The organism is Streptomyces hawaiiensis (assembly GCF_004803895.1).
GTDB lineage: Bacteria > Actinomycetota > Actinomycetes > Streptomycetales > Streptomycetaceae > Streptomyces > Streptomyces hawaiiensis.
The window spans coordinates 606,657-631,191 of sequence record NZ_CP021978.1 but is presented as its reverse complement, the minus strand read 5'-3'; the positions used below and the strand labels follow the sequence as shown (position 1 = coordinate 631,191).

The following is a 24,535-nucleotide window of genomic DNA, read 5'->3' as shown; positions in this document are numbered from 1 at the left end:
ACCAGGAGGCACACCCTTGAAGAAGCGTGCTGCACGCACCGTCTCGATCGCCCTGGCCGTGGCGCTGTCCGCCGGAACCGCGGCACTCGCCCCGGCAGCGCAGGCAGCGGAATCGAAGCATGGCCACGAGGCCACCCGGACCGCGTTACGCGCGCTGGTCGACAAGGGCGGACTCCCGGGAGCCGCGGCCAAGGTCCGCGATGACAAGGGGAATTGGTTCGGGGAGTACGGCTACGCGGACACCGGTACGGGCCGTATGCGGTCGGCCGGTGACCATTTCCGCGGGGCCAGCATCACCAAGACGTTCGTCGCGGCCGTCATGCTCCAGTTGGAGGCGGAAGGCAGACTGGACCTGGACGACACGGTCGAACGCCGGCTGCCCGGCCTGGTGCGCGGCAACGGCTACGACGGCAACACGGTCACACTGCGTCAGCTCCTCAATCACACCAGCGGCATCGCCAACTACACCGACGACCCCGACTTCAGCCACGCCACCACAGGGCCCGGCTTCCCTGAGCACCGGTACGACACCTATGAGCCCGAGGACCTGGTGGCGATCGCCCTGAGGCACCCGCCGCAGCCCGACCCGGAGGGCAAGCCGTCGTACTCGAACACCAACTTCGTCGTCGCGGGCATGGTCGTCGAGAAGGCGACGGGCCGCTCGTACGCGCAGGAGATCACCCGTCGCATCATCCGGCCCCTGAAGCTGCGCGAAACGTCGTTCCCGGGCACGGCACCACAGGTGCCGAAGCCGCACCCCGTCGCTTACTCCCGTCTCCACCAGGACGCCCCCGATGCCGAGACCCACGACGCCACCGAACAGAACATGACCTGGCTGGGCGCGGCCGGCGATGTCATCTCCACCAGCGGCGACCTCAACCGGTTCCAACGCGCTCTCGTCAAAGGTGACTTGCTGCCACAGAAGCAGATGAAGGAGATGTTCGACGAGGTCCCGGGCGGATACGGCATCGGCTACGGACTCGGAGTCGAGTTCGCGCAGTTGTCCTGCGGTGTGAAGGTGGTGGGCAAGACCGGCCGTACCAACGGCTCCCTGTCCGCCATGGTCGGCACCCAGGACGGCAAGCACCAGCTCACGTTCAACATCAACGGCGACTGGCTCCCGGACTCCTCGCTCTATATCGATGTCATCGAAGCGGAGTTCTGCGGGAAGATCCCGTCCCGGACGGACCGGGCGTCGGCCGTGCCCCGGCTCGGCTAGCCGGACGCCAGCGAGCCGAGGTGCGTCCGGCGTGCCTCGGCCGTCTGGCCCTGCACCAGCAGGAACATCCCCTCGCGCGCCAGCCGCTGCGCCCGGCTGCCCAGGTCCATGGAGCGGCCGCCCCCGGCCACGATCGCCGCGGTGGTGGCCGCGCGCAGGAGGTCGTAGGCACGTGTCTTCACGGCCAGTCGCTCCGGTACGCAATCGTGCGGGGCGGGCCGGTCGGCCAGGGCGTAGGCCTCCCGGCGGACCTCGTCGAGCCGGGCCCGCAGCGACCGGGCCGTCTCCACGCCCTCGGGGGTCTGCGCCACCAGGTCCAGCGCCGCGTGCGCCACCCCGAACACGGCCGGACTGGCGTTGGCGGCCCGGGGCAGGTCGATCAGGGCGAACTCCTCCTGCGACGTGCGCAGCACCACCGCCTCCTCCGGTACCCGCAGGCCGTCCAGGTCCAGGGACACCGTTCGGGCAGCGGTGAGGGCCGCGAGCCGCATCGGCGCCGACGCCGTCAGCCTGGGCTGCTCGCGTGCCTCGGCGAACACGAACACCACCTCGGCCGTGTCCGTCACCCCGGCCAGCAGCATCACGTCGTTCAGACCCCAGCCGGTGTACCAGGGCACCCTGCCCTCGAACCGCCAACCGCCCTCCTCGGGAACGGCCCGCACCGGCACCCGGGGGAAGGCACGGACATGGGCGAAGGCGATGCCGGCCATCAGCTCGCCGGTCGCCAGTGGGCGCAGCAGCTTCTCCCGGACGGGCGAGTCGTATGTGGCCAGCAGCTTCACCGGTGTGTGGTGCTGTGTCTGTACGAACCATGTGGAGCAGCACGCCCCGGCCAGGATCTCCGCGGTCTCCCGCGCCACGGCGACGGGCGCGTCCGCCCCGCCGTACTCCTGCGGCGCGACCACCCCGAGCAGCCCCGCCCGCTTCACCGCCTCCACATGGCTCGCGGGCACACCCTCCTGGTCGACGCGCTCGGCCTGCGGGAGGAGGAGATCGCTTGCCAGTCGCTGTGCACGGGTGACGAGGGGATGGGATGTGGTGGTCATGGGAGGAATTCTCGCGGTCGGGCGGCGTGGGGCGCCGATCCGGGGGTGTGTCGCCGACCGGACCGTCCGGTCAGGGGTGCGTGTCCAGCTCCGTGAGCACGTCGAAGTCGATCCCGTCGGCCCGCGCCAGGTAGATCCGCTGGCGCACATGAGCGTCCCGAAGACGCAGCAGCCCGCGCGGACCCTCGTACGACACCGCCCCCGCGGCCGCGCCGATCGCCGATACGTCCAGCGTCCCGGCCCTTTTCAGCAGGGCGGCCAGCAGCAGCACACCCTCGTAGCAGGACTCGCCGAGGCTGCCGAGGGCCGGCGCCTCGACGCCGTAGCGGGCGGCGTACTGCCCCTGGAAGTCCAGGGTGTCGCGATTGGCCAGCGAGGCGAAGAACCCGGCGGTGCTGTACAGGTCCTCGGTGGCCGCCGGGCCGCTCGCCACCAGCATGTTCTCGTCCATCAGCGTGCTCAGCCGCAGACAGCGCGCGTGCAGGCCGTACTCCGCGAACGCCCGGTTGAAGCGCACCGCGTCACTGCCGACGAGCAGCATCAGCACCGCGTCGGCGTCCGAGCGTTCGACGCGGCGCAGCACCGGCTCGAAATCATGGGTGCCGAGCGGGAGGTACACCTCACCGGCGACACACCCGCCGAAGCGCCGGGCGTACCCGCGTGCCGACCGGGCCGTGTGCCGCGGCCACACGTAGTCGTTGCCCACCACGAACCAGCGCCGCACCCCGCGCTCGCGTGCCAGCAGCTCCATCGCCGGCCGGAGCTGATCGCGCGGGGTCTCACTCGTCAGGAACACCCCCGCCGTGTCCTCCCCGCCCTCGTACAGCGCGGTGTACACGTACGGGACGCGGTGCGCGATCCTCGGCGCCAGGGCCTGCCGCACCGAGGAGATGTGCCAGCCCGTGACGCCCTGCACGGCCCCCAGATCCACCAGCGCCTCGACCTCGTCGGCGACCTCCTGCGGCGCCCCCGAGCCGTCGACCGGCACCAGCCGGAGCTGTCTGCCGAGCACGCCGCCGTCCCGGTTGACCTCCTCGGCGGCCAGCCGCGCGCACAGCTCACATGTGGGCCCGAAGATCCCGGCGGGCCCCCGCAGGGGGAAGACGAGGGCCACGCCGAGCACCGAGTCGTCGGCCGTGAACCACTCGGGCGCGGGGAGGTCGTGCCGGAACATGGCGCCATGATTCCGGCTGGACCGGACGAACTCCAGTGCGTCTCCTACGATGGACACCCCCCGTTGACAGAGGAGCAGGGATGCCCAGCCCCACCCCCCGTCGGCCCGACGACCTCGCGCAGTTGCTGACCCGGGCCGAGCGGCTCGCGGCGCGGCGATTGCAGGGCGTTCTGGAGGCGGAGGGCTGCTCGCTCGACGCGTGGCGGGTGCTGGCCTCCCTGTCCGACGGCGAGGGGCACCACATGACGGGGCTCGCGGAGGCCGCCTTCCTGCCGCCTCCGACGCTCACCAAGCTGGTCGACCAGCTCGTCGACCAGAACCTCGTGCACCGCAGGGTCGATCCGTTGGACCGCCGCCGCGTCCTCGCCCATCTCACCCCGCGCGGCCAGGCGTACTGGCAGCGCGTCGACCGCGCGGTCCGCGCCGGCTGGCCCCCGCTCGGCGACGGCGACGACGACCTGCTGCGGTCCCTGCTGGACCGACTGGCGGCGACGCTGGAGCACACGGCGCGGGTGAGTGCCGAGCGGGGATGACGGGCCGTCACCCAGTGCAGAACCCGACTGGTCTACACCCTTGACTGGTACAGACCAACGCGGTTGAGTGTGCCTCCACAGCCCCCACCACGGCCGCCCCCACGCCGTGACCGGACCACCGGTGCGTGCGGTCAAGGGTCTGCTTCACCCTGCCCCCGACAGGGTGCGGCCGTGCTCCGCGAAGGAGTCGCACCCGTGTCGAGACGCCGTATCTCCGCAGTCCTGGCCACCCTCGCCCTCGCCGGCGCCGCGCCGGTGCTCCTGCCCGCCTCGAACGCCTCGGCCGCCGCCTGCTCCAGCTACCCGAGCTGGACGGCGGGGAAGTCGTACGCCGCCGGTGACATCGTCCGCTACACCGACGGCAAGGCGTATATCGCCGAGCACGCCAACCCGGGCTACGACCCGGTCATCAGCACCTGGTACTGGGAGCCGTACGCCTGCGACAACGGCCCCGGCACGCCCAACGCCCGCTTCGTGGTGAACGAGGCCCAGTTCAACCAGATGTTCCCGAACCGGAATTCGTTCTACAGCTACAGCGGTCTCACCGCCGCCCTGAGCGCCTACCCCGGCTTCGCCAACGCCGGCAGCGACACGGTGAAGAAACAGGAGGCCGCCGCCTTCCTCGCCAACGTCAGCCACGAGACCGGCGGTCTGGTGCATGTGGTGGAGCAGAACACCGCCAACTATCCGCACTACTGCGACTGGAGCCGGCCCTACGGCTGTCCGGCCGGCCAGGCCGCCTACTACGGGCGCGGTCCGATCCAGCTGAGCTGGAACTTCAACTACAAGGCCGCGGGCGACGCGCTCGGCATCGACCTGCTGAACAACCCCTGGCTGGTCCAGAACGACTCGGCCGTCGCGTGGAAGACGGCCCTGTGGTACTGGAACACCCAGACCGGACCCGGCTCCATGACCCCGCACAACGCCATGGTGAACGGCGCCGGGTTCGGCCAGACGATCCGCAGCATCAACGGCTCCCTGGAGTGCGACGGCAAGAACCCGGCGCAGGTGCAGAGCCGCGTGAGCAACTACCAGCGGTTCACGCAGATCCTCGGGACGTCACCCGGCGGCAACCTGTACTGCTGACGCCGGACCCCGCGGCGTGGTGTCATGCGGGATGTCATGAACCTGACTGGTTGACCGGAAGGGCATCCCTCATGCGACTGCGCACCCCCCACGCCCTGCTCGCCACGACCGCGGCACTGGCCGCCGTGGTCGTGGCCCCCCAGCCCGCTGCCGCCGCTGCTCCGGCCCCGGGTACGTACTACGTCCAGAGCGCCACGACCGGGCTCAACGCGGCCGACAGCGGCGGCGCGGTCGAGCAGCACAGACCCCGCGGCAACGAGGACCGCCAGCAGTGGCAGCTGAAGCCGAACGGCTCCTCGTACCTCCTGGAGAGCACCGACGCGCCCGGGACCTGCCTCGGCCGCAGCGGCGAGCAAGCCGCGACCGTCGCCTGCGCGAGCACCGACGCCCCCTGGGAGATCATCCCGCTCGACGCCGACCGCCACACGCTCAAGGCACCGGGGACCACGCGTCACCTGACGGTGGCACCGAAGCCGCCCGGCGCCAACTACCCCGCCCGCCTCGCCCTCGGCGGATCCGGCGACCTCGCCGCCTGGTACCTCACCCCGGTCGCCCCCGCCACCGGCCCCATGCCGCCGCAGGACCGGCGCACCCTGGACCAGGTCACGTTCCTCACCACGCACAACGCGTACGCCAACGGCGTCGACGGCGGCTTCGCCCCGCCCTTCGTCAACCTCGTGCCCAACCAGACCCGCGGCATCGAACGCCAACTCGCCGACGGAGTACGCGGATTCATGCTGGACATCCACCAGACCCCGGACGGCGCGATCCTCTGCCACAACAGCTGCACCCTCGTCAGCAGGCCCGTCGCCCTGTGGGTCGACCTCCAGCGCATGGTCGACTTCCTCAAGGCCCACCCCGACCAGTTCGTCACCGTCTTCCTGGAGGACTACGTCGACCCGGCCGTCCTGCGCGCCGAACTCGCCCGCGTCAACGGCTTGTCGGACGTGCTCTACCGGCCCGACCTGACCGGCGTACGGCAAAGCGGTTGGCCGACGATGGCGGACCTGGCCGCCGCCGGCGACCGGCTGCTGATCTTCACCGACCGCACCCGTGCCGCCGACCAGGCCGGAGGCCTGACCCGGGACAGCTTCGGCGTCATGTACCAGCGCGAGTGGACCGTCGAGAACCACTGGTCGATGGGCTCGGGCGTCGGCACCTCCGACTGGTCCTGCTACAGCCGCTGGTACGGCGCCGACACGAACATCCCACTCACCCGCACCGAGCCCGGTTTCCGTCCGCTGTTCGTCATGAACCACTTCCGTGACGTCCCGCTGTCCGGCACGGCCGGCACGGACAACACCAAACTCGCCGACCGCGCCCAGAGGTTCTGCCAGCCGGCCGCCCGCAAGAAGCCCAACTTCCTCGCCGTCGACCACTACGACCGCGGCAACCCGGCCTCCGCCGTCACCGACCTCAACTCGTACACGTACCCGTAAACCGGTTTCGCCGGTCCGCGCGCCGTGTGTGAGACTCCGCCGATGGGCTCACAGACGATCACCGCGGACGCCGCGGGCACCTGGAAACTCGGCGACCTGCCCGTCCACCGCGTCGGCTTCGGCGCGATGCGGCTGACGGGCAGCGCCGCCTTCCACCACGGCACACCGAGCGACCGCGAGAGGTCGATCGCCGTCCTGCGCAAGGCGATCGACCTCGGCGTGAACCACATCGACACGGCCGCCTTCTACTTCTCGTCGCTGCGCTCCGCCAACGAACTCATCAACCGCGCGCTCGCGCCCTACCCCGACGACCTGGTCATCGTCACCAAGGTGGGCCCCCACCGGGCCTACGACGGGGAGTGGGGCACCTCCGCCCGCCCCGAGGACCTGCGCGGCCATGTGGAGGAGAACCTGCGCCAGCTCGGCCGCGACCACCTGGACGTGGTCAATCTGCGCCGGATGCCGAAGTACGACTCGATCGCCGAGCACTTCGGTGCCCTCGCGGAGCTGCGCGAGGCGGGCCTGATCCGCCACCTCGGCATCTCCAACGTCACGACCCGCCATCTCGCCGAGGCCCGGGCCATCGCCCCGGTGGTCTGCGTCCAGAACCGGTACGCCCTCGACCGCCCCGACCCCGCCACCGACGAACTGCTGCGCATCTGCGGCGAACTGGGCATCGCCTTCGTGCCGTTCTTCGCCGTCGCCGGCGAGGCAGCCGAGCAGGGCGCCACCACCGTCCACGACGAAGACGTCCGCGCCGTCGCCCGGGCCCATGGCGCGAGTCCCGCCCAGATCCGCCTCGCCTGGACCCTGCACCAGGGCCCCCACGTCCTCGCCATCCCGGGCACCGGCAACCCCGATCACCTGACACAGAACGTGGCAGCGGGCGCGATCCGCCTCACCGACGAGGAGCTGGCGCGGCTCAACGCGGCGCGCCACAAGGCCGGTTGAGTGACGGCTACCCGGCCCAGACACCCTCCCGCATGAGATGCCTGCGCGGCAGCTCGTGCTGCTCGCACCACGCCTGCACCCCGCGCGGCCGCACCCGGAAGAACGCGTACGACGCGTGGTCCTCGCGCGGATCCCAGCCGGTCTTCACGCGGAACGCCTCGGCCGCCGCAGACGGCACCTCCAGCAGCGGGTAGGTCCGCACCTCACCGTCGACGAGCACGACGTCCCGGGTGTCCCCGAAGGCCAGCCGGGTCCGCCCGCCGTCCCGGAGATTGCGGCCGGTGGGGTTGGTCAGCCGGGTGCACAGCCACACGGCCTCGTCGTGCCACACGAACCAGAGCGGCACCAGACAGGGCACCCCTTCGGGATCCGCCGTCGCGACCCAGATGTCGATCTCCCGCTCCAGACGGCCCAGCAGGTCCGCCTTGCGCTGCCCGGGGGTGCGGGGTGGCTCAATGATCTTCATGGACGCGACGCTAGCGGTCACAGGAGCCCGGCGCCTCGGGCCGCGGTCCTAGTCCCGGGACCTAGGACTCTCGACGTACTGCGCCACACCTTCTCCGAGCGACCAGTCCGCCGACTCGTTCTCCGTCAGCACGACGAACACGTTCCGCGGCTCGGTGCCCGCGTACGCGTGAGACAGCTCTGCGATCCTGCGGTACAGCGCCTGCTTCTGCGCGGGCGTGCGACCGGAGCGCAGTGTGATCGCGATGTAGGCGATGCCGTCGTCGCGGTGCACGCCGAGGTAGTCGTCGTGACGCAGGGTGCCGCACGTGCCGTCGTGGTCCGTCAGCACCTGGAACCGGTCGTCGGGCGGGATGCCGATCGTCTCCTCCAGGGCGTCGTGCACGGCACGGCCGAGTGCGGCGAGGCGCTCGGGGCCGGCCCGGAGCGTGTCGATACGGACGAAGGGCATGGGGCCTCCAGAGTCGGGGTCGCGAGTGTACATACTAGTAGTTACAGAACTCGGGCGGACCGTCGGCAGGCAGTTGGCATCGAGGGGGTTTTACGTATAACCTCTCCGGTCAACCGCCCGCTCCGAGAGGCCCTGATGAGACGTATCGCCCTGGTCACCCTCGTCGTCGACGACTACGACGAGGCGATCCGCTTCTACGCCGACGCCCTCGGATTCCGCCTCGCCGAGGACACGCCCCGGCCCGACGGATCCCGCTGGGTCGTCGTCGAACCAGGCACCCCGGGAACCGGCACCGGCCTGCTGCTGGCCCGCGCCAAGGGGGAGACCCAGGCCGCCCGGGTCGGAGACCAGACGGGCGGACGGGTCGGGTTCTTCCTGCACACCGACGACTTCGCCCGCGACCACGCCCGGATGGCCGCCGCCGGCGTGACCTTCCTGGAGGAGCCGCGGCACGAGCCGTACGGCACCGTCGCCGTCTTCCAGGACCTGTACGGCAACCGCTGGGACCTGCTCCAACCCGCCGACTGACCCCTTCCCGCCGCTTCGAACCACCTGCACGAGGAAAGACCCGCCATGACTGCTACGCGCGTAGACGCCGACCTGATCCGCCGCCTCCCCAAGGCCGTGCTCCACGACCACCTCGACGGCGGCCTGCGCCCCGCCACCGTGGTGGAGCTGGCGGACGCGGTCGGCCACACCTTGCCCACCACCGACCCGGACGAGCTCGCCGCCTGGTACTACGAGGCCGCCAACTCCGGCGACCTGGTGCGCTACATAGCCACCTTCGAGCACACCCTCGCCGTGATGCAGACCCGCGAGGGCCTGCTGCGCACGGCTGAGGAGTACGTGCTCGACCTGGCCGCCGACGGCGTCGTCTACGGCGAGGTGCGCTACGCCCCCGAGCTCAACACCAAGGGCGAGCTGACCATGGCCGAGGTCGTGGAGACCGTCCAGGAGGGCCTGGCGGCGGGCATGGCGAAGGCGGCTGCAGCCGGCACGCCGGTGCGGGTCGGCACCCTGCTGTGCGGGATGCGGATGTTCGACCGGGTGCGTGAGGCCGCCGACCTGGCCGTGGCGTTCCGGGACGCCGGTGTCGTCGGCTTCGACATCGCCGGCGCCGAGGACGGCTTCCCGCCCGCCGACCACCTCGCGGCCTTCGAGCACCTGCGCCGCGAGAACGTGCCGTTCACCATCCACGCCGGGGAGGCGCACGGCCTGCCCAGCATCCACCAGGCCCTCCAGGTGTGCGGCGCCCAGCGCATCGGGCACGGCGTGCGGATCACCGACGACATCCCGGACCTGGCGGCGGACAAGCTCGGCCGGCTCGCGGGCTGGGTGCGCGACCGGCGTATCGCGCTGGAGATGTGCCCGACGTCCAACCTCCAGACGGGCGCCGCCACCTCGATCGCCGAGCACCCCATCACCGCGCTCAAGGACCTCGGCTTCCGCGTCACCCTCAACACCGACAACCGGCTGGTCTCGGGCACCACGATGACCCGCGAGATGTCCCTGCTGGTCGAGCAGGCGGGCTGGACCGTCGAGGATCTGCGCACGGTCACCGTCAACGCCCTGAAGAGCGCGTTCCTCCCCTTCGACGAGCGGAACGCGCTCATCCGGGACGTCGTGCTGCCCGGCTACGCCGCCGCGCTCTGAAGCAGCCCCCGGAGGTAGGCGGCCTGTCCGATGTGCTGGAGATCGTCGGACAGGACGCTGACCAGCCGGACGCCCAGGGTGACCGGCGGGTCCCAGCGCTCGTCCACGACGCGCTCCAGGTCCTTGGCCGCCAGGCCCCGCAGGGCGTCCAGACTCTGGTCGTGCACGGCGTCGTAGTAGCCGGTCAGCAGCTCGCCGGAATCGACCCGGACCCTGGCGACCTTGGCGGGGCTGTGGCCGTAGCCCGTGTCGCGGCGGGGCAGGTCCAGCCCGAAGCGTTTCTCCCAGTCCTGGGACAGCCAAACCTGTTCATGGCCGAAGGCGTCGGCCATGTGGTCGTCCTGGACGCGGGTGAGGTGCCAGACCAGCCAGGCGATCGAGTTGGTGTCGGGGGCGGGTCGGGCGCTCAGCTCGTCGGGCCCGAGGCCCTCGACGGTGGCGTGGACTTCTTCGCGGATGCGGTTGTAGCCGTCGATGAGGATGTCCTTCGCATACATAGCTCCACCATCGCGCATCGCAGGAGATCACGCGTCGAGGATCACGCGCGGGGGATTACGCGCCGAGGATCGCGCGACGGGGCTCACGCGTCGGGAATCCAGCTCCCGTGGAAGCCCAGCGGCACCCGCCCCGGGAGATGGATGCGGGCCACCGGCTCCCCGGTGAAGTCCTGGGCCGCGAGGATCACCAGGTCCGAGGCCCCGCGGTCGGGGTTGTGCACATACGCGATCGCGTATCCGTCGTCCTCAGCCGCCCTCCCGTCACACGGGCCGGACGGCACGAACACGGCCTCGCTCGCCGCCGCGCCCTCGGGCAGCAGGTGCACCTCGGACGTGCCGCACAGCAGGTCGTGCTTGATGAGCGCGTTGGCGAAGGCCCCGTCGGGCGGGATGCCGTCGACCGCCTGGTAGGCGAGCGACATCTCCGCGGCCGCGGCCGAGCAGCCGTACCGGTGCCGACGGGACACCAGCGCCTCGTTGACCCGCGGGAACTCCTGGGGGCGGTCGTCGAGGGTCCTGGTCCGCACCCGCCCCTGCCGCAGGTCGATCGTCCAGCGGTCGAGCCGGGGCGTGCCCGCTCCGTAGGGGCCGCCCGAGCCGTTGCCGGCGACGAGGAACGGCGCGTCGAAGTTGGTCATGTCGACGACGATGTGCGGCCCCTCCTCGTACGCGTTGAGGGTGTGCGAGTAGAAGACCGGGTCGACCTCGAACCAGCGGACCGCGCCCCCTTGCGGGGCGGCACGCCGACCCGTGCCGGATGCCGGTCGTTCCAGACGTACGGCACGATGTCGCCGCGCTCGGCGACCGCCGGGTCGAAGGTGACCGGCATGTCGAGGATCACCACGTGGTTCTCGGTGAGCGCGAAGTCGTGGATCATCGGCGCGTCCGCCACCGGAATCCTCGTGGTCCGCACGACCCGGCCCGTCGGGCCGACGACCAGGTGCCGGACGTGGTTCCAGGTCGGGTGGTGGGCGATCGCGTGCAGCTCCTCGGCGGCCACGTCGAACTTCGTGTGCGCGGTGAGCGGGCCCTTGACAGTGCCCCGGAAGTCGTACGTGCCCACGGTGTTCAGCTCGTCGTCGAGTTCGTACGGCAGCGGCCCGCTCTCCTGGAGCGCGAGGATCCGCCCCCGGTGGGGGATCACATGGGTGTTGCACGGGAAGTCGTCCGGCGGCACCGGCCCCGGGTAGGGCTCGCCGAGTTTCTTCGCCACCTGCGAGGAGCGCACCCAGCGGTTGGGGTCCACTCGGCCCGGCCCGCGCGCAGCCGCACCCCGTGCACCATGCCCTCGCCGAGCATCCAGTGATGGGCGCGCGGATCCTCCAGGCCCAGGACGTTGGGGCCGTTGCGCAGGTAGCGGCCGTTCAGCTCGTGCGGGACACGGCCGGTGACCGGCAGGCCGAAGGCCGTCAGCTCCTCGGTGACCGGCTCGAACGCGTCCTCCAGGAAGGGAAAGCGGCGCGGGGTCCGGGACGCTGCCACGGCGGGCCCTCCTCCCGCTCCGGTGCCGACCAGCGCGCCGGCCGCCGTGATCGCCGCCGCGCCGCGCAGCACGTTACGTCGTGTGTGATCCGTCATCTCGCCTACTTCTGACCGCAGTTGCCTTCGGGGACGGTCACAAGTCTGGTGCGCGGGACGGATCGGGTCAGGAGGGGTGGACACTCTCCTGGGGTGGTGCCAGGCCCCCGGTTTCCAGCAGGGCCATCAGCGCCCGGGCCGCCGGACTGGTCGCCTGCTCGGGCGGCAGCAGAGCCACCGTCTCGTACACCGCGTCTCCGGCACCCTTCACCGGCAGGGCGGTCAGCGACGCGCGCTTGTGCCGGAAGTGACGCGGCACGACGGCGATGCCGAGACCCTCGTCCACGAGGTCGAGGAGACTGTGCACGTCGTTGACCTCCAGGGCGACGCTCCGGCGGACGCCCGCGGCGGCGAAGGCCGCGTCGGTGGTGCGCCGGGGCCCCCAGTCCGGGTGGAAGTCGACGAAGACCTCACCGCCGAGATCCTCCGGCGTCACCGCGCCCCCGGCCGCCGCGAGCCGGTGGCTCGGATGGCACAGCACGGTCATCGGCTCGCTCGTCAGCGGCACCGTCCGCAGCTGGTCGGTGTCCTCCTGGGCTGTGCGCACGGCGAACGCCAGATCCAGGCGCCCGGCCGCGACCTCCTCGGCGAGGGCCCCCGAGCCCGCCTGCCGCAGACAGATCTCCACGTCCGGGTGGCTCCGCCGGAACGCCGCCAGCAGCCCCGCCACGTGCACCCCGGCGATGCACTGCTCACTGCCCAGCGCGAGCATGCCGCGCAGCACGCCCTGCACCGCCGCCACCGCCTCGTGGGCGGAGCGCACCTGTGCGAGGATCCGCTCCGCCTCGCCGAGCAGCGCCCGCCCGGCCGGGGTGAGCGTCACCCGGCGGGTCGTGCGCACGAACAGCGGCGTCTGCAGCTCCCGCTCCAGCGCCCGGATGGACGCCGACAGGCCCGACTGGGACACCAGGAGGCGTTCCGCCGCCCGGGTGAAGTGCTGGTCCTCGGCGACCGCGACGAAGTGCTGCAAGTGGCGCAGTTCCATGACTGAGAAGCGTAGCCGCTGAATTCCATCGGATTCTTCTGTTGGACGCATGGGCGCAGGTCACGCCAGAGTGGACACCGGTTTCATCCCGACCGCGCCAACCCTCTGGAGTCGCGTTGTACACCGCACACCCCGACCGCTACGCGGACATGCCCTACCGGCGCACCGGACGCAGCGGTCTGAAGCTCCCCGCGCTCTCGCTCGGCCTGTGGCACAACTTCGGCCCGGACCGGTCCGTCGAGACGCAGCGCGCGATCCTGCGCCGCGCCTTCGACCTCGGCGTCACCCACTTCGACCTCGCCAACAACTACGGCCCGCCGCCCGGCGCCGCCGAGTCCGCGCTGGGCGAGTTCCTGAAGTCGGACTTCGCGCCGTACCGCGACGAGCTGGTGATCTCCACCAAGGCCGGCTACCTGATGTGGCCGGGCCCGTACGGCGAGTGGGGCTCCCGCAAGTACGTGCTGTCCTCGCTGGACCAGAGCCTGAAGCGGATGGGCCTGGACTACGTCGACATCTTCTACTCGCACCGCCCCGACCCGGACACTCCGCTCGAGGAGACGATGGGCGCCCTGCACTCGGCGGTGCAGCAGGGCAAGGCGCTGTACGTCGGCGTCTCCAACTACTCCGCGGAGCAGACCCGCGAGGCCGCCCGCATCCTGGGCGAGCTGGGCACCCCGCTCCTCATCCACCAGCCGCGCTACTCGATGCTGGACCGCCGCCCCGAGGACGAGGGCCTGCTCGACGCGCTCGACGAGCTCCAGGTCGGCTCGATCGTCTTCTCCCCGCTGGAGCAGGGCGTGCTCTCCGCCCGCTACCTCGACGGCATCCCCGAGGGCTCGCGGGCCGCGAGCGACAGCCCCTTCCTGAACTCCGACGCGCTCACCGAGGACCTGGTGGGCCGGCTGCGGGACCTGAACGACATCGCGAAGTCCCGCGGCCAGACCCTGGCCCAGATGGCGCTGGCCTGGGTGCTGCGCGGCGGCCGGGTCACCTCCGCGCTGGTCGGCGCGAGCAGCGCGCGGCAGATCGAGGACAGCGTCGGCGCCATCCGCAACCTGGACTTCGACGCGGACGAGCTGGCCCGGATCGACGCCATCGTCAAGCAGTAGCGCGTCCGCCTGTCGGGGGCGGCCGCCCCCGGACACTCGGGCTAGGTCGTGTCCGCGAAGTCCCGTCGTTCGCCCGGAGGGCGGGCTCCGCGCGTCTGGTGCGTGCTCTCGGCGTGCCGGGCGGAGACCCTCGTACCGGATGTACTTGGGGCTTCGCCCGGTGCGGCGAGAGTGCGTGCCAGGCGTCGCGGGGCAGGCGGGACTTTGCGGACACGGCCTAAGACCTGATCCGCTCCTCGAGGCGCACGGTCACGGTGTCGCCCTCCTCCTTGCCGATGGCCTGGCGGATGCCCGCCTTCACGGGCAGCTTGTGCGTGCCGTCGCCCAGCGCCATGAACGAGCTGCGGAACGGGTGCCCGTCGATCGTCCCGCGGACCTTGACCAGGCCGCGGGTGCCGAAGAACTCGACGGACCGGGGCCAGACCAGAAAGGTCCAGCCGCCCTCGGCGGGGCTTTTGCGCAGGACCGCGGTGAACTCCGCGTCCAGTTCTCCCGTGGTGGCCATGGCGTCCTCCGGTGCTCGGCGGCCTCTCCCTCATGCAGACGGCCGGACACCGGAGAACTCATCGGGGACGCCGGCCTCACGCCCCGGCGGGCACCCGGTCCAGGAATCCGAGCACGGTCCTGATCCGGCCCTGCCCGTCCAGCGTGATCACATCCGACCCGGCGACCGGCGCCGAGCCGTCGGCCGCGCTCACCAGCTCCCACGAGAAGCGTGCGGTGTCGTGGTGCCCGTCGACGCCACCGGTGAGCCGGAACTCGAACCCCGGGAACCGCTCGCGGGCCGCCGCGATCAGCCCCGCGATCTCCTCATGGCCGCTGACGTCGGCCAGGGGGTCGGCGTAGCCGCCGTCCTCGGTCCAGGCGGCGGCCACCGCCTTGGCGCGCGCCGCCGGTTCCTCGGCGTTCCAGGCCTCGAAATAGCGGGTGACGGCGTCCTCGTAGCGGTGGGCGGTTTCGGACATGGCGGTCAGCCTCCAGGAGGTCGTATCTGCTGTTCAGAGCCCGGATCCCGTTCTCGGTGAAGCCGGTACGACCACCTTGCCCGCACCCGCCGGGAGCGTCGATTACCTCCGGAGTCATGGGCCGTCGCCACCACTCGCCGGATTTCGGCCAACGCGGGGGGTGAATATGCCAGGAGAGTGGCCGGAAATTCATGGTGACAGTGATTCAGTAGTGAACATACTGACCTGCGAGAGCGTTTTCACTTCGCGCGACGGCGCCCTCACGCACAGCACGCGAGCCGCACACAAGCGAGGCCGGGCCGGCAGACGGGCAGGGCAACGGGGGAGGGTCACGTGCACGACGAATTTCTGTGCCACGTCACGGCATACGGAGTCTGCGACGGCCGCCGTATCGGAGTGCCCCTCGGTACCTATCGGGCCCCCACCCTCGCCCTCGCCCTGTGGTGGCTGCGGGACCGCGCCTCCTGGATCGCCCAGCGCCTCGACCCCCGGCCCGACGCCGAGCACTTACCGCCGGGCGCGCTCGTGCCGGTCGCCCCCACCGCGCCCGACGTGCCCGCGCTGCTGCGCGCCTGGTGCGCCGACCCGGCCCAGCAGGAGCGGGTCGCCGAGGAGTTGGCGGCCGGACGGCTGGTGCGCATCGCCACCAGCGACGACACCACCGAGTACGAACTGCTCGCCGAGTCCGTGGACGCCCTGCGGATGCAGCGCACGGCTCCCTTCGTCGGCATCTCCGTCGGCTGACCCGCCGTACACCCCGCTCGCCCAGGCGCACATCAGGGCAAATCGGTAGAATCTTGACCATGGCGCAACCCTCGGTAGCACCGGAACTCGTCCTGGAGACAGAGACGGGCACCACCGTGATGATCCCGGGCCGCGACTACCACGTAGGACGTGACCCGCTGTGCGACATCGTCATCGACGACGACCGGGTCTCCTGGCACCACGCGGTGCTGAAGCCCGAGGACGGTCACTGGACCATCGAGGACGAGGACAGCACCAACGGCACCTACGCCGACGGCCGACGCGTCCACGAGTGGGACGTCGGACCCGGCAGCGTCATCCGCTTCGGCAATCCCGCCGACGGACCGCGCATGACCCTGGCGGGCCGCCCCGCCCCGGTCCCACGCACCGCGGAACGCCCCTCCGCCGTCTCCATGCCCGCCCACACCGGCACCTACCGGCAGCCCACGACCGTACGGCCGCTGCCCACCCGCACCGTCCGCATCGGCCGCGCCACCGACAACGACCTGGTCATCGACGACCTCATCGTCTCGCGCCGGCACGCCGAACTGCGCGCCCTGGCCGACGGAACCTACGAGATCACCGACCTGGGCAGCCACAACGGCACGTACCTCAACGGCAGCCCCGTCACCACCGCCCCGGTCGGCCAGGGCGACATCGTCGGCATCGGCCACTCGGCGTTCTGCCTCGTCGGCGACCAACTCCAGGAGTACGTCGACACCGGTGAGGTCTCACTCGACGTGCAGGACCTCGCGGTCGCCGTCGACCGCGGCCGCAAGACGCTCCTCGACCACGTGTCGTTCCCGGTGGGGGAGAAGTGCCTGCTCGCCGTCGTCGGCCCGAGCGGCGCCGGCAAGTCCACGCTCCTCAACGCCCTCACCGGCCAGCGGCCCGCCAACCACGGCACCGTCCTCTACGACGGCCGCGACCTCTACCGCGACTACGCCGAGCTGCGCCAGCGCATCGGCCTGGTCCCGCAGGACGACATCCTGCACGCGCAGCTGACCGTCCGCAAAGCTCTCTCCTACGCCGCCGAACTGCGCTTCCCGCAGGACACCGCCAAGGCCGAGCGGCGCGCCCGGGTCGACGAGGTCATCCGTGAACTGGGCCTGGAGCAACGCGCCGACCAGCATGTGCACAGCCTCTCCGGCGGCCAGCGCAAGCGCGTCAGCGTGGCCCTTGAGCTGCTGACGAAGCCGTCGCTGCTGTTCCTCGACGAGCCGACCTCCGGCCTCGACCCCGGCATGGACCGCTCGGTGATGCACATGCTGCGCGGCCTCGCCGACGACGGCCGGACCGTCATCGTCGTCACGCACAGCGTGCTCAGTCTGGACGTGTGCGACCGGCTCCTGGTGCTCGCGCCCGGCGGAAAGATCGCCTACTACGGGCCGCCCGAGGACGCCCTGTCCTTCTTCGGCTTCGAGGAGTGGCCGGAGGCCTTCGAGGCCTTCGACCGGGACACAGACCGGGACTGGGCGGGGGAGTACCTCGTCTCGCCCTTCCACGGCCGGTACGTGGCCGACGCCTCCGCGCAGCCCCAGCAGCCCCGCTCCGAGCCCGTCGTCATCACCGCCCCGCCCCGGCCGCGCAGCCGCGGCGCCCAGCTCGGCACCCTGGTGCGCCGGTACGCGGCCGCACTCAGCGCCGACCGCACCTTCCTGATCATCATGATCGCGCTGCCGTTCGTGATGGGCGCGATGGCGCGTGCCCTGGCGGGCGGCAAGCTGACGCTCGACACGGCGATGAACGCGCTGCTCATCCTGTGCGTCGGCGCGGTACTGACCGGGGCCGCCAACGCCGTGCGCGAACTCGTCAAGGAACGCGTGATCTACCAGCGGGAACGGGCGGTGGGCCTGTCCAGATCGGCGTATCTGATGTCCAAGGTCATCGTCCTGGGCGTCATCACCGTCCTCCAGGCGGTGGTGCTGACCCTGGTCGCGCTGCTCGGCGTCGACCTCAACGCACCCGGCGGTGAAGGCGTGCTGATGCCGCCCCTGGTGGAGATCACGGTCGCCGTCGCCTTGCTGGCGTTCACCGCGATGATGCTCGGCCTGCTCGTCTCCGCGCTGGTGCGCAAGGAAGAGGTGACGATGCCGCTGCTCGTGCTCATCGCCATCGTCCAGGTCGTCTTCTGCGGGGCCCTGCTGAAGCTGGCCGCCACCCCCGGGCTCGAGCAACTGGGCTGGCTGGTGCCGGCGCGCTGGGCGCTGGCCGCGATGGCCGGGACCGTCGGGCTGGCCAGGATCGTGCCGGACGACCTGACGAAGGACCCGCTTTTCGAGCACTCGGCGGGCACGTGGCTGCTGGACGTCGGGATGCTGGTCGTGCTGTCGGTGTTGTTCGGCTTCCTGGTGTCCCGGCTGCTGCGCCGGCACGAACCGGCCGTCATGCGGAAGTAGGGAGCGCCTGTGACGACTCCCGGATTCCGGCCCACGCACGTCGTCCCGCAGCACGGGATGCCCGCCTGGGAGGCCCCTGACCCGTCCCGGCCCACCGTGGACCTGGACCCGCTGCTGCCGGTGCAGCTCCTGGAACGGCAGGGCGACTGGGGGCATGTGCTGTGCTTCAACGGCTGGTCGGCCTGGGTCGACGGCCGCCGCCTGGTCGCCGTACCGCAGGATCCGCCCGCGGCGGACGGGGCGCTGACCCGCGCCGCCGATCCGCGGCCGTTGCTGAGCCGGGCGCAGGAAGCCCTGGCGCGCTACCGCTCCGCGGTGGAGGACCTCGCGGGCGGCCTCGACCGGGAGGCGTTCCGCAGCCGCACCCACGGCATGCGCATCGGTGTCGTCGTCGACGGCGAGTCCGTGTGGCTCTACGACTCCGCCCACGGGCACTGGGTGTACGCCGACGGAACCCGGTTGACCACGTACGCGACGGACGAGACGCCCGCGGCCCAACCGGCGTCCCGCCCGGCCGAACCGCCCGTGCATCCCCCGACGCGGGCGGCACCACCCCAGGGCCCCGTCGGAACGCCCCGCGCCGAGGGAACCGCCCGCCCGCCCGACACGCCTCCCCCCGCCCAGGGCGCCCCCGCAGGACCGACCCGGGTAGTCCCACCCGAGGCACCCAAGCCCTCGGGGGTGGCGCCTGAGGAGACCCCCGAGTCCTCGGGGATGGCGCGTGCGGAGACTCCTGAGCCGACTCGGGTGGTGGCCCCGGAAGCGCCCGAGCCGAAGGGGGTCGGGGGTGCGGAGGCTGCGGAGCCGACCCGGGTGGCCGCTCGGGACGCGCCCGAGCCGAAGGGGGTCGTGCGTGCGGAGGCGGAGCCGACTCGGGTTGTGAATGAGGTTCCCGGGTCCTCGGGGGTGGCGCCTGCGGAGGCTGCGGAGCCGACTCGGGTGGTGGCTCCGGAAGCGCCCGAGCCGAAGGGGGTCGGGCCTGCCGAAGCTGCGGCGCCGACCCGGGCGGTGGCACCGGGCCCCCCTGAGCCTACGCGGGTGGTGAGTGAGGAGACCCCCGAGCCCTCGCGGGTAGCGAGTGCGGCCCCCGAGCCCTCGCGGGCGACGCCTGCCGACGCCCACCAGCCCACACGACCGGTGCCACCCGACGTTCCCGAGTCGACGAGGGTCGCGCCCCCCGACGCTCCCGAGCCGACGCGGGTCGTGTCTGCTGACGCTCCCGAGCCGACGAGGGTCGTGACTGCTGGCGCCGCCGAACCCGCGCGTGCCGTGTCCTCCGAGGAGCGAGAGGGCGAGGGTGAGGACGTGGCGGATCGGGCGGCTGCGGCGCCGCCCACGCGGGTCGTGGGGCATGAGCCCACCCGGGTCATCTCACCTGAGGGTGAGGGCCGTTGAACCGCGAGACGAGCCTGTTCTCCGGGCGGCCCTCCGAGCTGGTCGGGCAGCAGATCGCCGGGTACCGGCTCGAGCAGGAGATCGGGCGGGGCGGCATGGCCGTCGTCTACCGGGCCCGCGACCTGCGTCTGGAACGCACCGTCGCGCTGAAGCTGCTCGCCCCGGAACTCGCCCGCAACGACACCTTCCGCCGCCGCTTCACCCACGAGTCCCGGGCCGCCGCAGCGATCGACCACCCGCACATCGTGCCGGTGTTCGAAGCCGGGGAGACGGACGGCGTGCTGTACATCGCCATGCGGTACGTCGCCGGCAGCGACCTGCGGCACGTCCTCGACCGCGAGGGCCCGATGCCGCCCGTCACCGCCGTGCGCGTCGCCGCCCAGGTCGCCTCCGCGCTCGACGCCGCCCACGATCACGGGCTGGTCCACAGGGACGTCAAGCCCGGCAACATCCTGGTGTCCCGCGGCACCGACAGCGACCACCCCGAGCACGTCTACCTCACCGACTTCGGCCTGACGAAGAAGTCACTGTCGCTGACCGGCTTCACCACGGTCGGCCAGTTCGTCGGCACACTCGACTACGTCGCCCCCGAGCAGATCTCCGGCAAGCCGGTCGACGCCCGCTGCGACGTGTACGGGTTCGCCTGCGTCGTCTTCGAGACCCTGGCCGGCCATCCGCCCTTCCTCCGCGACGACGACATGGCCCTGCTGTGGGCCCACCAGTACGACGAACCGCCGCCGCTGACCGAGGACCGGCCCGACCTCGACCCGCGGGTCGACCTCGTCCTGGCCCAGGCCCTCGCCAAGAGCCCCGACGACCGGTACCCGTCCTGCCTCGCCTTCGTCGCCGCTCTGCGCGCGGCGACGACCGGCGGCGGCACCGGCGCCACCCGGTCGCCCACGCGGGTGGACCGGCAGTTGCCGGGCGCGGGGGAGGAGCGGCCCAAGCCGCCGCCGCGCTGGGCCGAACCGGTCTTCGTGCAGCGGACGTAGAGCGCGGCGTCAGCTCTCGCTGTCGGAGCGCACCTCGCCGCGCCGCCGTACGTGCCGCGCGAGCAGTGCCCCGGCGAACCCGGTCACCAGCCCCCACGGGACGGCCAGGCCGACGGCACCCCACAGCTGGGGCCTCAGGAACAGCTCACCCCCGAGACCGCCGCCCAGATCGCCGATGCCCAGCACGGACAGGCCGTAGTGCGCGGAGATACGCCCGACGAGGCAGATCATGAACACCGTGAGCACGAGGGCGACCGCCATGTGCACGGCATGCTGCCAGGCCCGCACCCGGGCCGGCGACCGGGCCGCCATCACGAACGCGGCGGCCAGCAGCAGCACGACATCCACGACCAGCAGCCACCACACCCGGCCGTCGTGCTCGGAGAGGGTCCGCAGGTTCAGCTCGGAGACGTCCGGGGTGCGCAGCACCTGGTCGAGGACCTGCGGCATGGGCAGCCCGAACGGCCCCTCCACCTTGCCGTTCCAGGTGGCGCCGAGCCCGATCGTCAGCGCCAGCCACACCAGGTTGGGCAAGCCGAGCAGAATCACCGCGAACGTCTCCCGCGCGTGCCCCTTGGCCACCGCGACGACCAGCGCGACGACCACGCCGATGACGACGCAGGCCAGCAGCAGCGCGACCATCGCGTACGCGGCCGGCCGCACCGACGCCTGGAAGCGCAGCAGCCCCGCGGGCAACGGGGCCCCGCGCGACACCAGCAGCGCCAGCACCAGCACACCGGCCAGCCACACGACGCCGACGAACACGGACAGCGCAACGTCGGTGGTGAAGCCGATCTTCGGTGAGGCGCCGAAGACGTCGCCGAGTTCACCGAGCGTGTCGTCCCCGAGGGAGATGTCGAAGGTGTGGCGGGCGGCGAGCGTCAGGCCGATCAGCGCGAGCAGCCACAGGGCCGCCACCCGGCCGGCCCAGCCGGCCAGCTCCGTGGCCCCGGCGACCGCGCGGTGCCGCAGCGGCCGTAGGAAGCCCCAGGCGATCACCAGCGCCCCGGTGAGCGTGACGGACAACGGAATCACCGTCAGGCCGGCCTGCGTGTCGGCGAGGTCGCCGGCGCTTCCGGCGAGCTTCACCGTGCCGCCGACGGCGGTGACCATGGTGGCCGCGACGACGGGGGCGAAGGCGCCGTCCGGAAGGTCCGCCGCCCCAGCCGCCCACAGGCCCAGAGCGGCCACCACCGCCATGGCGAGCAGCCCGCCGAGCACCGTGACGAGGGCGTGCACCCAGCCATGGCGGGCGACGGCCCGCTCGCCGGAGGTACGTGCCTGGCCGGAGGGGGTGCGCGAACTCACGCTGCCACGCTAAGCAGCCCCCGTGCCGGGCGCCCGCCGGAGACGTCCGTCCGCGTCGGCTTGCGGGGCGTACGGGACTGGAGCACACAATGAGCTCGTAGTGGAAAAAGCGGCATACACGTGAGCAAATCACCCCACGTGTGTGAAGGCCGCAGAGAACCCACGCGGGAGAAGAGCTCGTGAGCGTCGATCCGCCGTCGTCCGGCCGCCCCACAGGACCTCCCTCGGGCCCACTGTCGGGTCCCTCCCAGCCGCCCTCGGGCGGCGGCCCACCCTCGGAGCCGCCGAACGGAGGTGGCAAGGAGCCGGAGCCTCGCCGACCGTGGTGGGGGTCCGTGCCCCGTGTCGCGATCATCGCCACCGCCGTGGTGGCCGCCGTGGTCCTGGCCGTCGTGCTCTCCCGGCCCGACAACGGCGGCACCGGTGCGTCCGACGGCGGTACCAGCACGTCCAGCGGCGAGGTCTTCCTCCAGCCCGCGGCCGACACGGGCCCGGACGAGTTCACCGAGTCGACGGTCGAGGAGAAGAGCTCCGCCTCCCCGGTCGCGCCCTCGGGGGCCACCGAGTCGGCGCCGCAGAACGCCGTCCGGGGCGTGAAGGGCGATGCGCCCGGCTTGTACGGAGGCACCCGCAAGGTCGCCAGCTGTGACGTGGAGAAGCAGGTCAAGTACTTCGAGGACGCCCCGGACAAACAGCGCGCGTTCGCCTCGGTCGCCCGGATCCAGCCGTCCCAGGTCCCCGCCTACCTGCGCTCGCTCACCCCCGTGCAGCTCCGCATGGACACCCGCGTCACCAACCACGGCTACAAGGACGGCGCCCCCACCAGCTACCAGGCCGTCCTCCAGGCCGGCACGGCCGTCCTCGTCGACGACCGCGGTGTGCCCAAGGTGCGCTGCGCGTGCGGCAACCCGCTGTCCCCGCCGGTCGCCCAGCAGAATGCGCCGAAGACGACCGGCGACGCGTGGCCGGGGTACAAGTCGTCGAACGTCGTCATGGTGACGCCCGCGCCGGAGCCGGTCGACGTCTTCGTGATGTGCGAACCCGACGGCGAGTGGTTCGAGCGTCACAAGGGCGACACCGGCAAGAAGGACCACAAGACCGAGAAGCCGGACAAGCCCTCCCCGTCGGCGAGCGTCACCACGCCCACGGCACCGTCCGACCCGGCATCGCCGCAACCGCCGCCCCCGAGTGAACCGCCGACCTCGGACACGGACACGTCGGGACCGACGACGGACGAGCCGCCCTCGTCGGACACCCAGCCGCCTGCGCCCGACGGCGACACCGGGAGCGACACCGGCGGCGCCACCACGGAAGAACAGGCCCCGGCCTCCTGACCCGGCCGGCTCAAGCGGCGCGGACCACCAGGGCGTAGTCGCCGAGCCCGAGCAGCCGATCGGCCGGCAGGTCGCCGTGCGCGGTGACGACCGCCTCGATCCGGCCCGTCTCCGGTTCGAACGCGACGTCTTGGACCGCGCCGAGCGTGTCGCCCGTCTCGGTGAGGATCCTCAGGCCCGGGAGCTCGTGGTGCGGCGGCACCTCGGCCGGTTCGGCGGTCGTGCGGACCAGCACCGCGTCCGGGCCGATGGCGTGCAGGGCGCCCCAGGCCAGCACGGTCTCCCTTCGGGAGTGCCGGCCCCTCACCCGGACGTGGGTGACCACACCGGACACGGCGTCGACCGTCAGCGACCTGAGGGCGCCGACCTCTTCCGCCTCGGTCAGCGTGAGCACCGGCAGGCCCCGCGCCTCGGAGAACAGCATCATGACGCCGTCCCCTCCTGCCCGGCCTGGAAGGCGCCGACCCGGGCGACGAAGGCCGGCAGGTCGTCGGCGACGTAACGGGTGGCGTCCGCCGGGATGACCAGGGCCCGTCCGGACACCGCCAGGGTTTCGCCGCGCGGCACGTACACCCGGTGCCGACGGCGTCTGGAGCCCTGCATCAGTGCCTTGGCAGCGGCGATCCGGAAGCCCACGACCCGGCCGCTGGCACCGCCCTCGACGATGACGTCGAGCACCGTGCCGACCTCGGCGCCCTCGTCGGTCAGCACCTTCGCGTGCAGCACCCGGCCCTGCTGGGCCTCGCGGCGGGCCACCACGGTGGACGGGTCCTGCAGCGCGAGGGCGTCGCGGATCATGACCGCGTGCGGACCCAGCGCGTGCACCGCCGACCAGGGCAGGCTCCGCTTGAGCGGCCCCGACAGCAGGCCCCGGCCGCTCAGCGTGAAGCCGGTGACACGGCCCGCGGCGGGGTCGAAGACGGTGTCCTTGACCTGCGCGACGGCGTCACCGCCCAGGGTGACCACCGGCAGGGTCGTCAGGCTCCGTGCGGCCAGCAGCTCGTTCATCGCAGGCCCTTCCCGCCGGGCCGGCGCCGGACCGCTATGACGGTCCCCGACCGCCGGCCGGCCTGCACCGCGAGCGTCACCGCCGCGACAGCGGCGAGCGCCGCGATCACCACGACCAGCCATATCCACCAGGCCACCGCGCACCTCCGGCGATCCGGCCCGGCCGCCCTCGGCCGGCCCTGATTCCTTCCGGGTGCCCCACGG

25 protein-coding genes and 1 pseudogene are annotated in these 24,535 nt (G+C 72.0%); 13 read left to right on the top strand and 13 right to left on the bottom strand.

The features are described 5' to 3' along the window. The first annotated feature begins 16 nt into the window (after positions 1-16). Positions 17-1,219, top strand: a complete 1,203-nt coding sequence (locus tag CEB94_RS03015; protein ID WP_175430678.1) for a serine hydrolase domain-containing protein — start codon at positions 17-19, stop codon at positions 1,217-1,219. Here CEB94_RS03015 and CEB94_RS03010 read toward each other — a convergent pair. Both CEB94_RS03010 and CEB94_RS03005 read right to left on the bottom strand, forming a co-directional pair. After that, on the bottom strand, positions 1,216-2,265 hold the full coding sequence (locus CEB94_RS03010) for an acyl-CoA dehydrogenase family protein (RefSeq protein WP_175430677.1): 1,050 nt from the start codon (positions 2,263-2,265) through the stop codon (positions 1,216-1,218). The genes CEB94_RS03015 and CEB94_RS03010 overlap by 4 nt on opposite strands. A 70-nt stretch (positions 2,266-2,335) precedes the next feature. Continuing rightward, positions 2,336-3,439 (bottom strand): substrate-binding domain-containing protein, encoded by a 1,104-nt coding sequence (locus tag CEB94_RS03005; RefSeq protein WP_175430676.1) that lies wholly within the window; start codon positions 3,437-3,439, stop codon positions 2,336-2,338. A gap of 80 nt (positions 3,440-3,519) precedes the next feature. On the opposite strand from CEB94_RS03005, the gene CEB94_RS03000 reads away from it, so the two are divergent. From CEB94_RS03000 to CEB94_RS02985, 4 genes are all read left to right on the top strand, one after another. Then, entirely contained in the window at positions 3,520-3,972 is a 453-nt protein-coding gene (locus tag CEB94_RS03000; protein WP_175430675.1) for a MarR family winged helix-turn-helix transcriptional regulator, read from the top strand. Positions 3,973-4,167: 195 nt separating this feature from the next. After that, a complete protein-coding gene (locus tag CEB94_RS02995) occupies positions 4,168-5,058 on the top strand; it encodes a glycoside hydrolase family 19 protein (RefSeq protein ID WP_175430674.1) in 891 nt (296 codons plus the stop codon). Positions 5,059-5,135: 77 nt separating this feature from the next. Next, the gene (locus CEB94_RS02990) at positions 5,136-6,497 is read left to right on the top strand and encodes a phosphoinositide-specific phospholipase C-related protein (RefSeq protein ID WP_175436862.1); all 1,362 of its coding nucleotides are present in this window, start codon (positions 5,136-5,138) and stop codon (positions 6,495-6,497) included. 42 nt (positions 6,498-6,539) lie between these two features. Beyond that, positions 6,540-7,448, top strand: a complete 909-nt coding sequence (locus tag CEB94_RS02985; protein WP_175430673.1) for an oxidoreductase — start codon at positions 6,540-6,542, stop codon at positions 7,446-7,448. Positions 7,449-7,455: 7 nt separating this feature from the next. On the opposite strand, the gene CEB94_RS02980 is transcribed toward CEB94_RS02985, so the two are convergent. After that, positions 7,456-7,914, bottom strand: coding sequence for a pyridoxamine 5'-phosphate oxidase family protein (locus tag CEB94_RS02980; RefSeq protein ID WP_175430672.1), 459 nt, complete (start codon positions 7,912-7,914; stop codon positions 7,456-7,458). Positions 7,915-7,962: 48 nt separating this feature from the next. After that, positions 7,963-8,364, bottom strand: a complete 402-nt coding sequence (locus CEB94_RS02975; protein WP_175430671.1) for a tautomerase family protein — start codon at positions 8,362-8,364, stop codon at positions 7,963-7,965. A 135-nt stretch (positions 8,365-8,499) separates the two neighbouring features. Here CEB94_RS02975 and CEB94_RS02970 point away from each other — a divergent pair, with 135 nt between their 5' ends. Together CEB94_RS02970 and CEB94_RS02965 are read left to right on the top strand one after the other, a co-directional pair. After that, positions 8,500-8,892: a VOC family protein gene (locus CEB94_RS02970; protein WP_175430670.1), complete on the top strand. Its 393-nt coding sequence runs from the start codon at positions 8,500-8,502 to the stop codon at positions 8,890-8,892. Between the two features lie 45 nt (positions 8,893-8,937). Further along, positions 8,938-10,017 (top strand): adenosine deaminase, encoded by a 1,080-nt coding sequence (locus CEB94_RS02965; RefSeq protein WP_175430669.1) that lies wholly within the window; start codon positions 8,938-8,940, stop codon positions 10,015-10,017. Here CEB94_RS02965 and CEB94_RS02960 read toward each other — a convergent pair. From CEB94_RS02960 to CEB94_RS02950, 3 genes and pseudogenes are all read right to left on the bottom strand, one after another. After that, positions 9,999-10,514 carry a mycothiol transferase gene (locus tag CEB94_RS02960; protein WP_175430668.1) on the bottom strand — a complete coding sequence of 172 codons (516 nt, stop codon included), beginning with the start codon at positions 10,512-10,514 and terminating at the stop codon, positions 9,999-10,001. The genes CEB94_RS02965 and CEB94_RS02960 overlap by 19 nt on opposite strands. 83 nt (positions 10,515-10,597) lie before the next feature. Further along, positions 10,598-12,092: pseudogene (locus tag CEB94_RS02955) on the bottom strand (carotenoid oxygenase family protein). A gap of 67 nt (positions 12,093-12,159) precedes the next feature. Then, a complete protein-coding gene (locus CEB94_RS02950; protein ID WP_175430667.1) occupies positions 12,160-13,077 on the bottom strand; it encodes a LysR family transcriptional regulator in 918 nt (305 codons plus the stop codon). 116 nt (positions 13,078-13,193) lie between these two features. On the opposite strand from CEB94_RS02950, the gene mgrA reads away from it, so the two are divergent. Continuing rightward, complete coding sequence (mgrA, locus tag CEB94_RS02945; RefSeq protein ID WP_175430666.1) at positions 13,194-14,186, top strand: L-glyceraldehyde 3-phosphate reductase; 993 nt, start codon at positions 13,194-13,196, stop codon at positions 14,184-14,186. Positions 14,187-14,403: 217 nt separating this feature from the next. Here the strand turns inward: mgrA and CEB94_RS02940 are convergent, their stop codons facing one another. Both CEB94_RS02940 and CEB94_RS02935 read right to left on the bottom strand, forming a co-directional pair. Beyond that, positions 14,404-14,691, bottom strand: a complete 288-nt coding sequence (locus CEB94_RS02940; RefSeq protein ID WP_175430665.1) for a DUF1905 domain-containing protein — start codon at positions 14,689-14,691, stop codon at positions 14,404-14,406. A 76-nt stretch (positions 14,692-14,767) separates the two neighbouring features. Further along, positions 14,768-15,151, bottom strand: coding sequence for a nuclear transport factor 2 family protein (locus CEB94_RS02935; RefSeq protein ID WP_175430664.1), 384 nt, complete (start codon positions 15,149-15,151; stop codon positions 14,768-14,770). A 333-nt stretch (positions 15,152-15,484) separates the two neighbouring features. On the opposite strand from CEB94_RS02935, the gene CEB94_RS02930 reads away from it, so the two are divergent. From CEB94_RS02930 to CEB94_RS02915, 4 genes are read left to right on the top strand one after another with little or no spacing between them, the layout of a single operon-like run. Then, complete coding sequence (locus tag CEB94_RS02930; protein ID WP_175430663.1) at positions 15,485-15,895, top strand: hypothetical protein; 411 nt, start codon at positions 15,485-15,487, stop codon at positions 15,893-15,895. Between the two features lie 59 nt (positions 15,896-15,954). Beyond that, on the top strand, positions 15,955-18,294 hold the full coding sequence (locus CEB94_RS02925; protein ID WP_175430662.1) for an FHA domain-containing protein: 2,340 nt from the start codon (positions 15,955-15,957) through the stop codon (positions 18,292-18,294). A 9-nt stretch (positions 18,295-18,303) separates the two neighbouring features. Next, complete coding sequence (locus tag CEB94_RS42130) at positions 18,304-19,689, top strand: hypothetical protein (protein WP_425472420.1); 1,386 nt, start codon at positions 18,304-18,306, stop codon at positions 19,687-19,689. After that, positions 19,686-20,681 carry a serine/threonine-protein kinase gene (locus tag CEB94_RS02915; RefSeq protein ID WP_175430661.1) on the top strand — a complete coding sequence of 332 codons (996 nt, stop codon included), beginning with the start codon at positions 19,686-19,688 and terminating at the stop codon, positions 20,679-20,681. Before CEB94_RS42130 ends, CEB94_RS02915 begins: the two co-directional genes overlap by 4 nt. 9 nt (positions 20,682-20,690) lie before the next feature. Here CEB94_RS02915 and CEB94_RS02910 read toward each other — a convergent pair whose 3' ends face one another. Then, the gene (locus CEB94_RS02910; RefSeq protein ID WP_175430660.1) at positions 20,691-21,989 is read right to left on the bottom strand and encodes a streptophobe family protein; all 1,299 of its coding nucleotides are present in this window, start codon (positions 21,987-21,989) and stop codon (positions 20,691-20,693) included. Positions 21,990-22,324: 335 nt separating this feature from the next. Here CEB94_RS02910 and CEB94_RS02905 point away from each other — a divergent pair, with 335 nt between their 5' ends. Continuing rightward, complete coding sequence (locus tag CEB94_RS02905) at positions 22,325-23,323, top strand: DUF6777 domain-containing protein (RefSeq protein ID WP_175430659.1); 999 nt, start codon at positions 22,325-22,327, stop codon at positions 23,321-23,323. A 10-nt stretch (positions 23,324-23,333) separates the two neighbouring features. Here CEB94_RS02905 and CEB94_RS02900 read toward each other — a convergent pair whose 3' ends face one another. The 3 genes from CEB94_RS02900 to CEB94_RS02890 are packed head-to-tail and all read right to left on the bottom strand — an operon-like array spanning position 23,334 to position 24,468. Beyond that, positions 23,334-23,750 carry a PRC-barrel domain-containing protein gene (locus tag CEB94_RS02900; protein ID WP_175430658.1) on the bottom strand — a complete coding sequence of 139 codons (417 nt, stop codon included), beginning with the start codon at positions 23,748-23,750 and terminating at the stop codon, positions 23,334-23,336. After that, on the bottom strand, positions 23,747-24,331 hold the full coding sequence (locus CEB94_RS02895) for a PRC-barrel domain-containing protein (RefSeq protein WP_175430657.1): 585 nt from the start codon (positions 24,329-24,331) through the stop codon (positions 23,747-23,749). The genes CEB94_RS02900 and CEB94_RS02895 overlap by 4 nt, the downstream gene beginning before the upstream one ends. Beyond that, positions 24,328-24,468, bottom strand: coding sequence for a hypothetical protein (locus tag CEB94_RS02890; RefSeq protein WP_175430656.1), 141 nt, complete (start codon positions 24,466-24,468; stop codon positions 24,328-24,330). Before CEB94_RS02890 ends, CEB94_RS02895 begins: the two co-directional genes overlap by 4 nt. Positions 24,469-24,535: the final 67 nt, after the last annotated feature.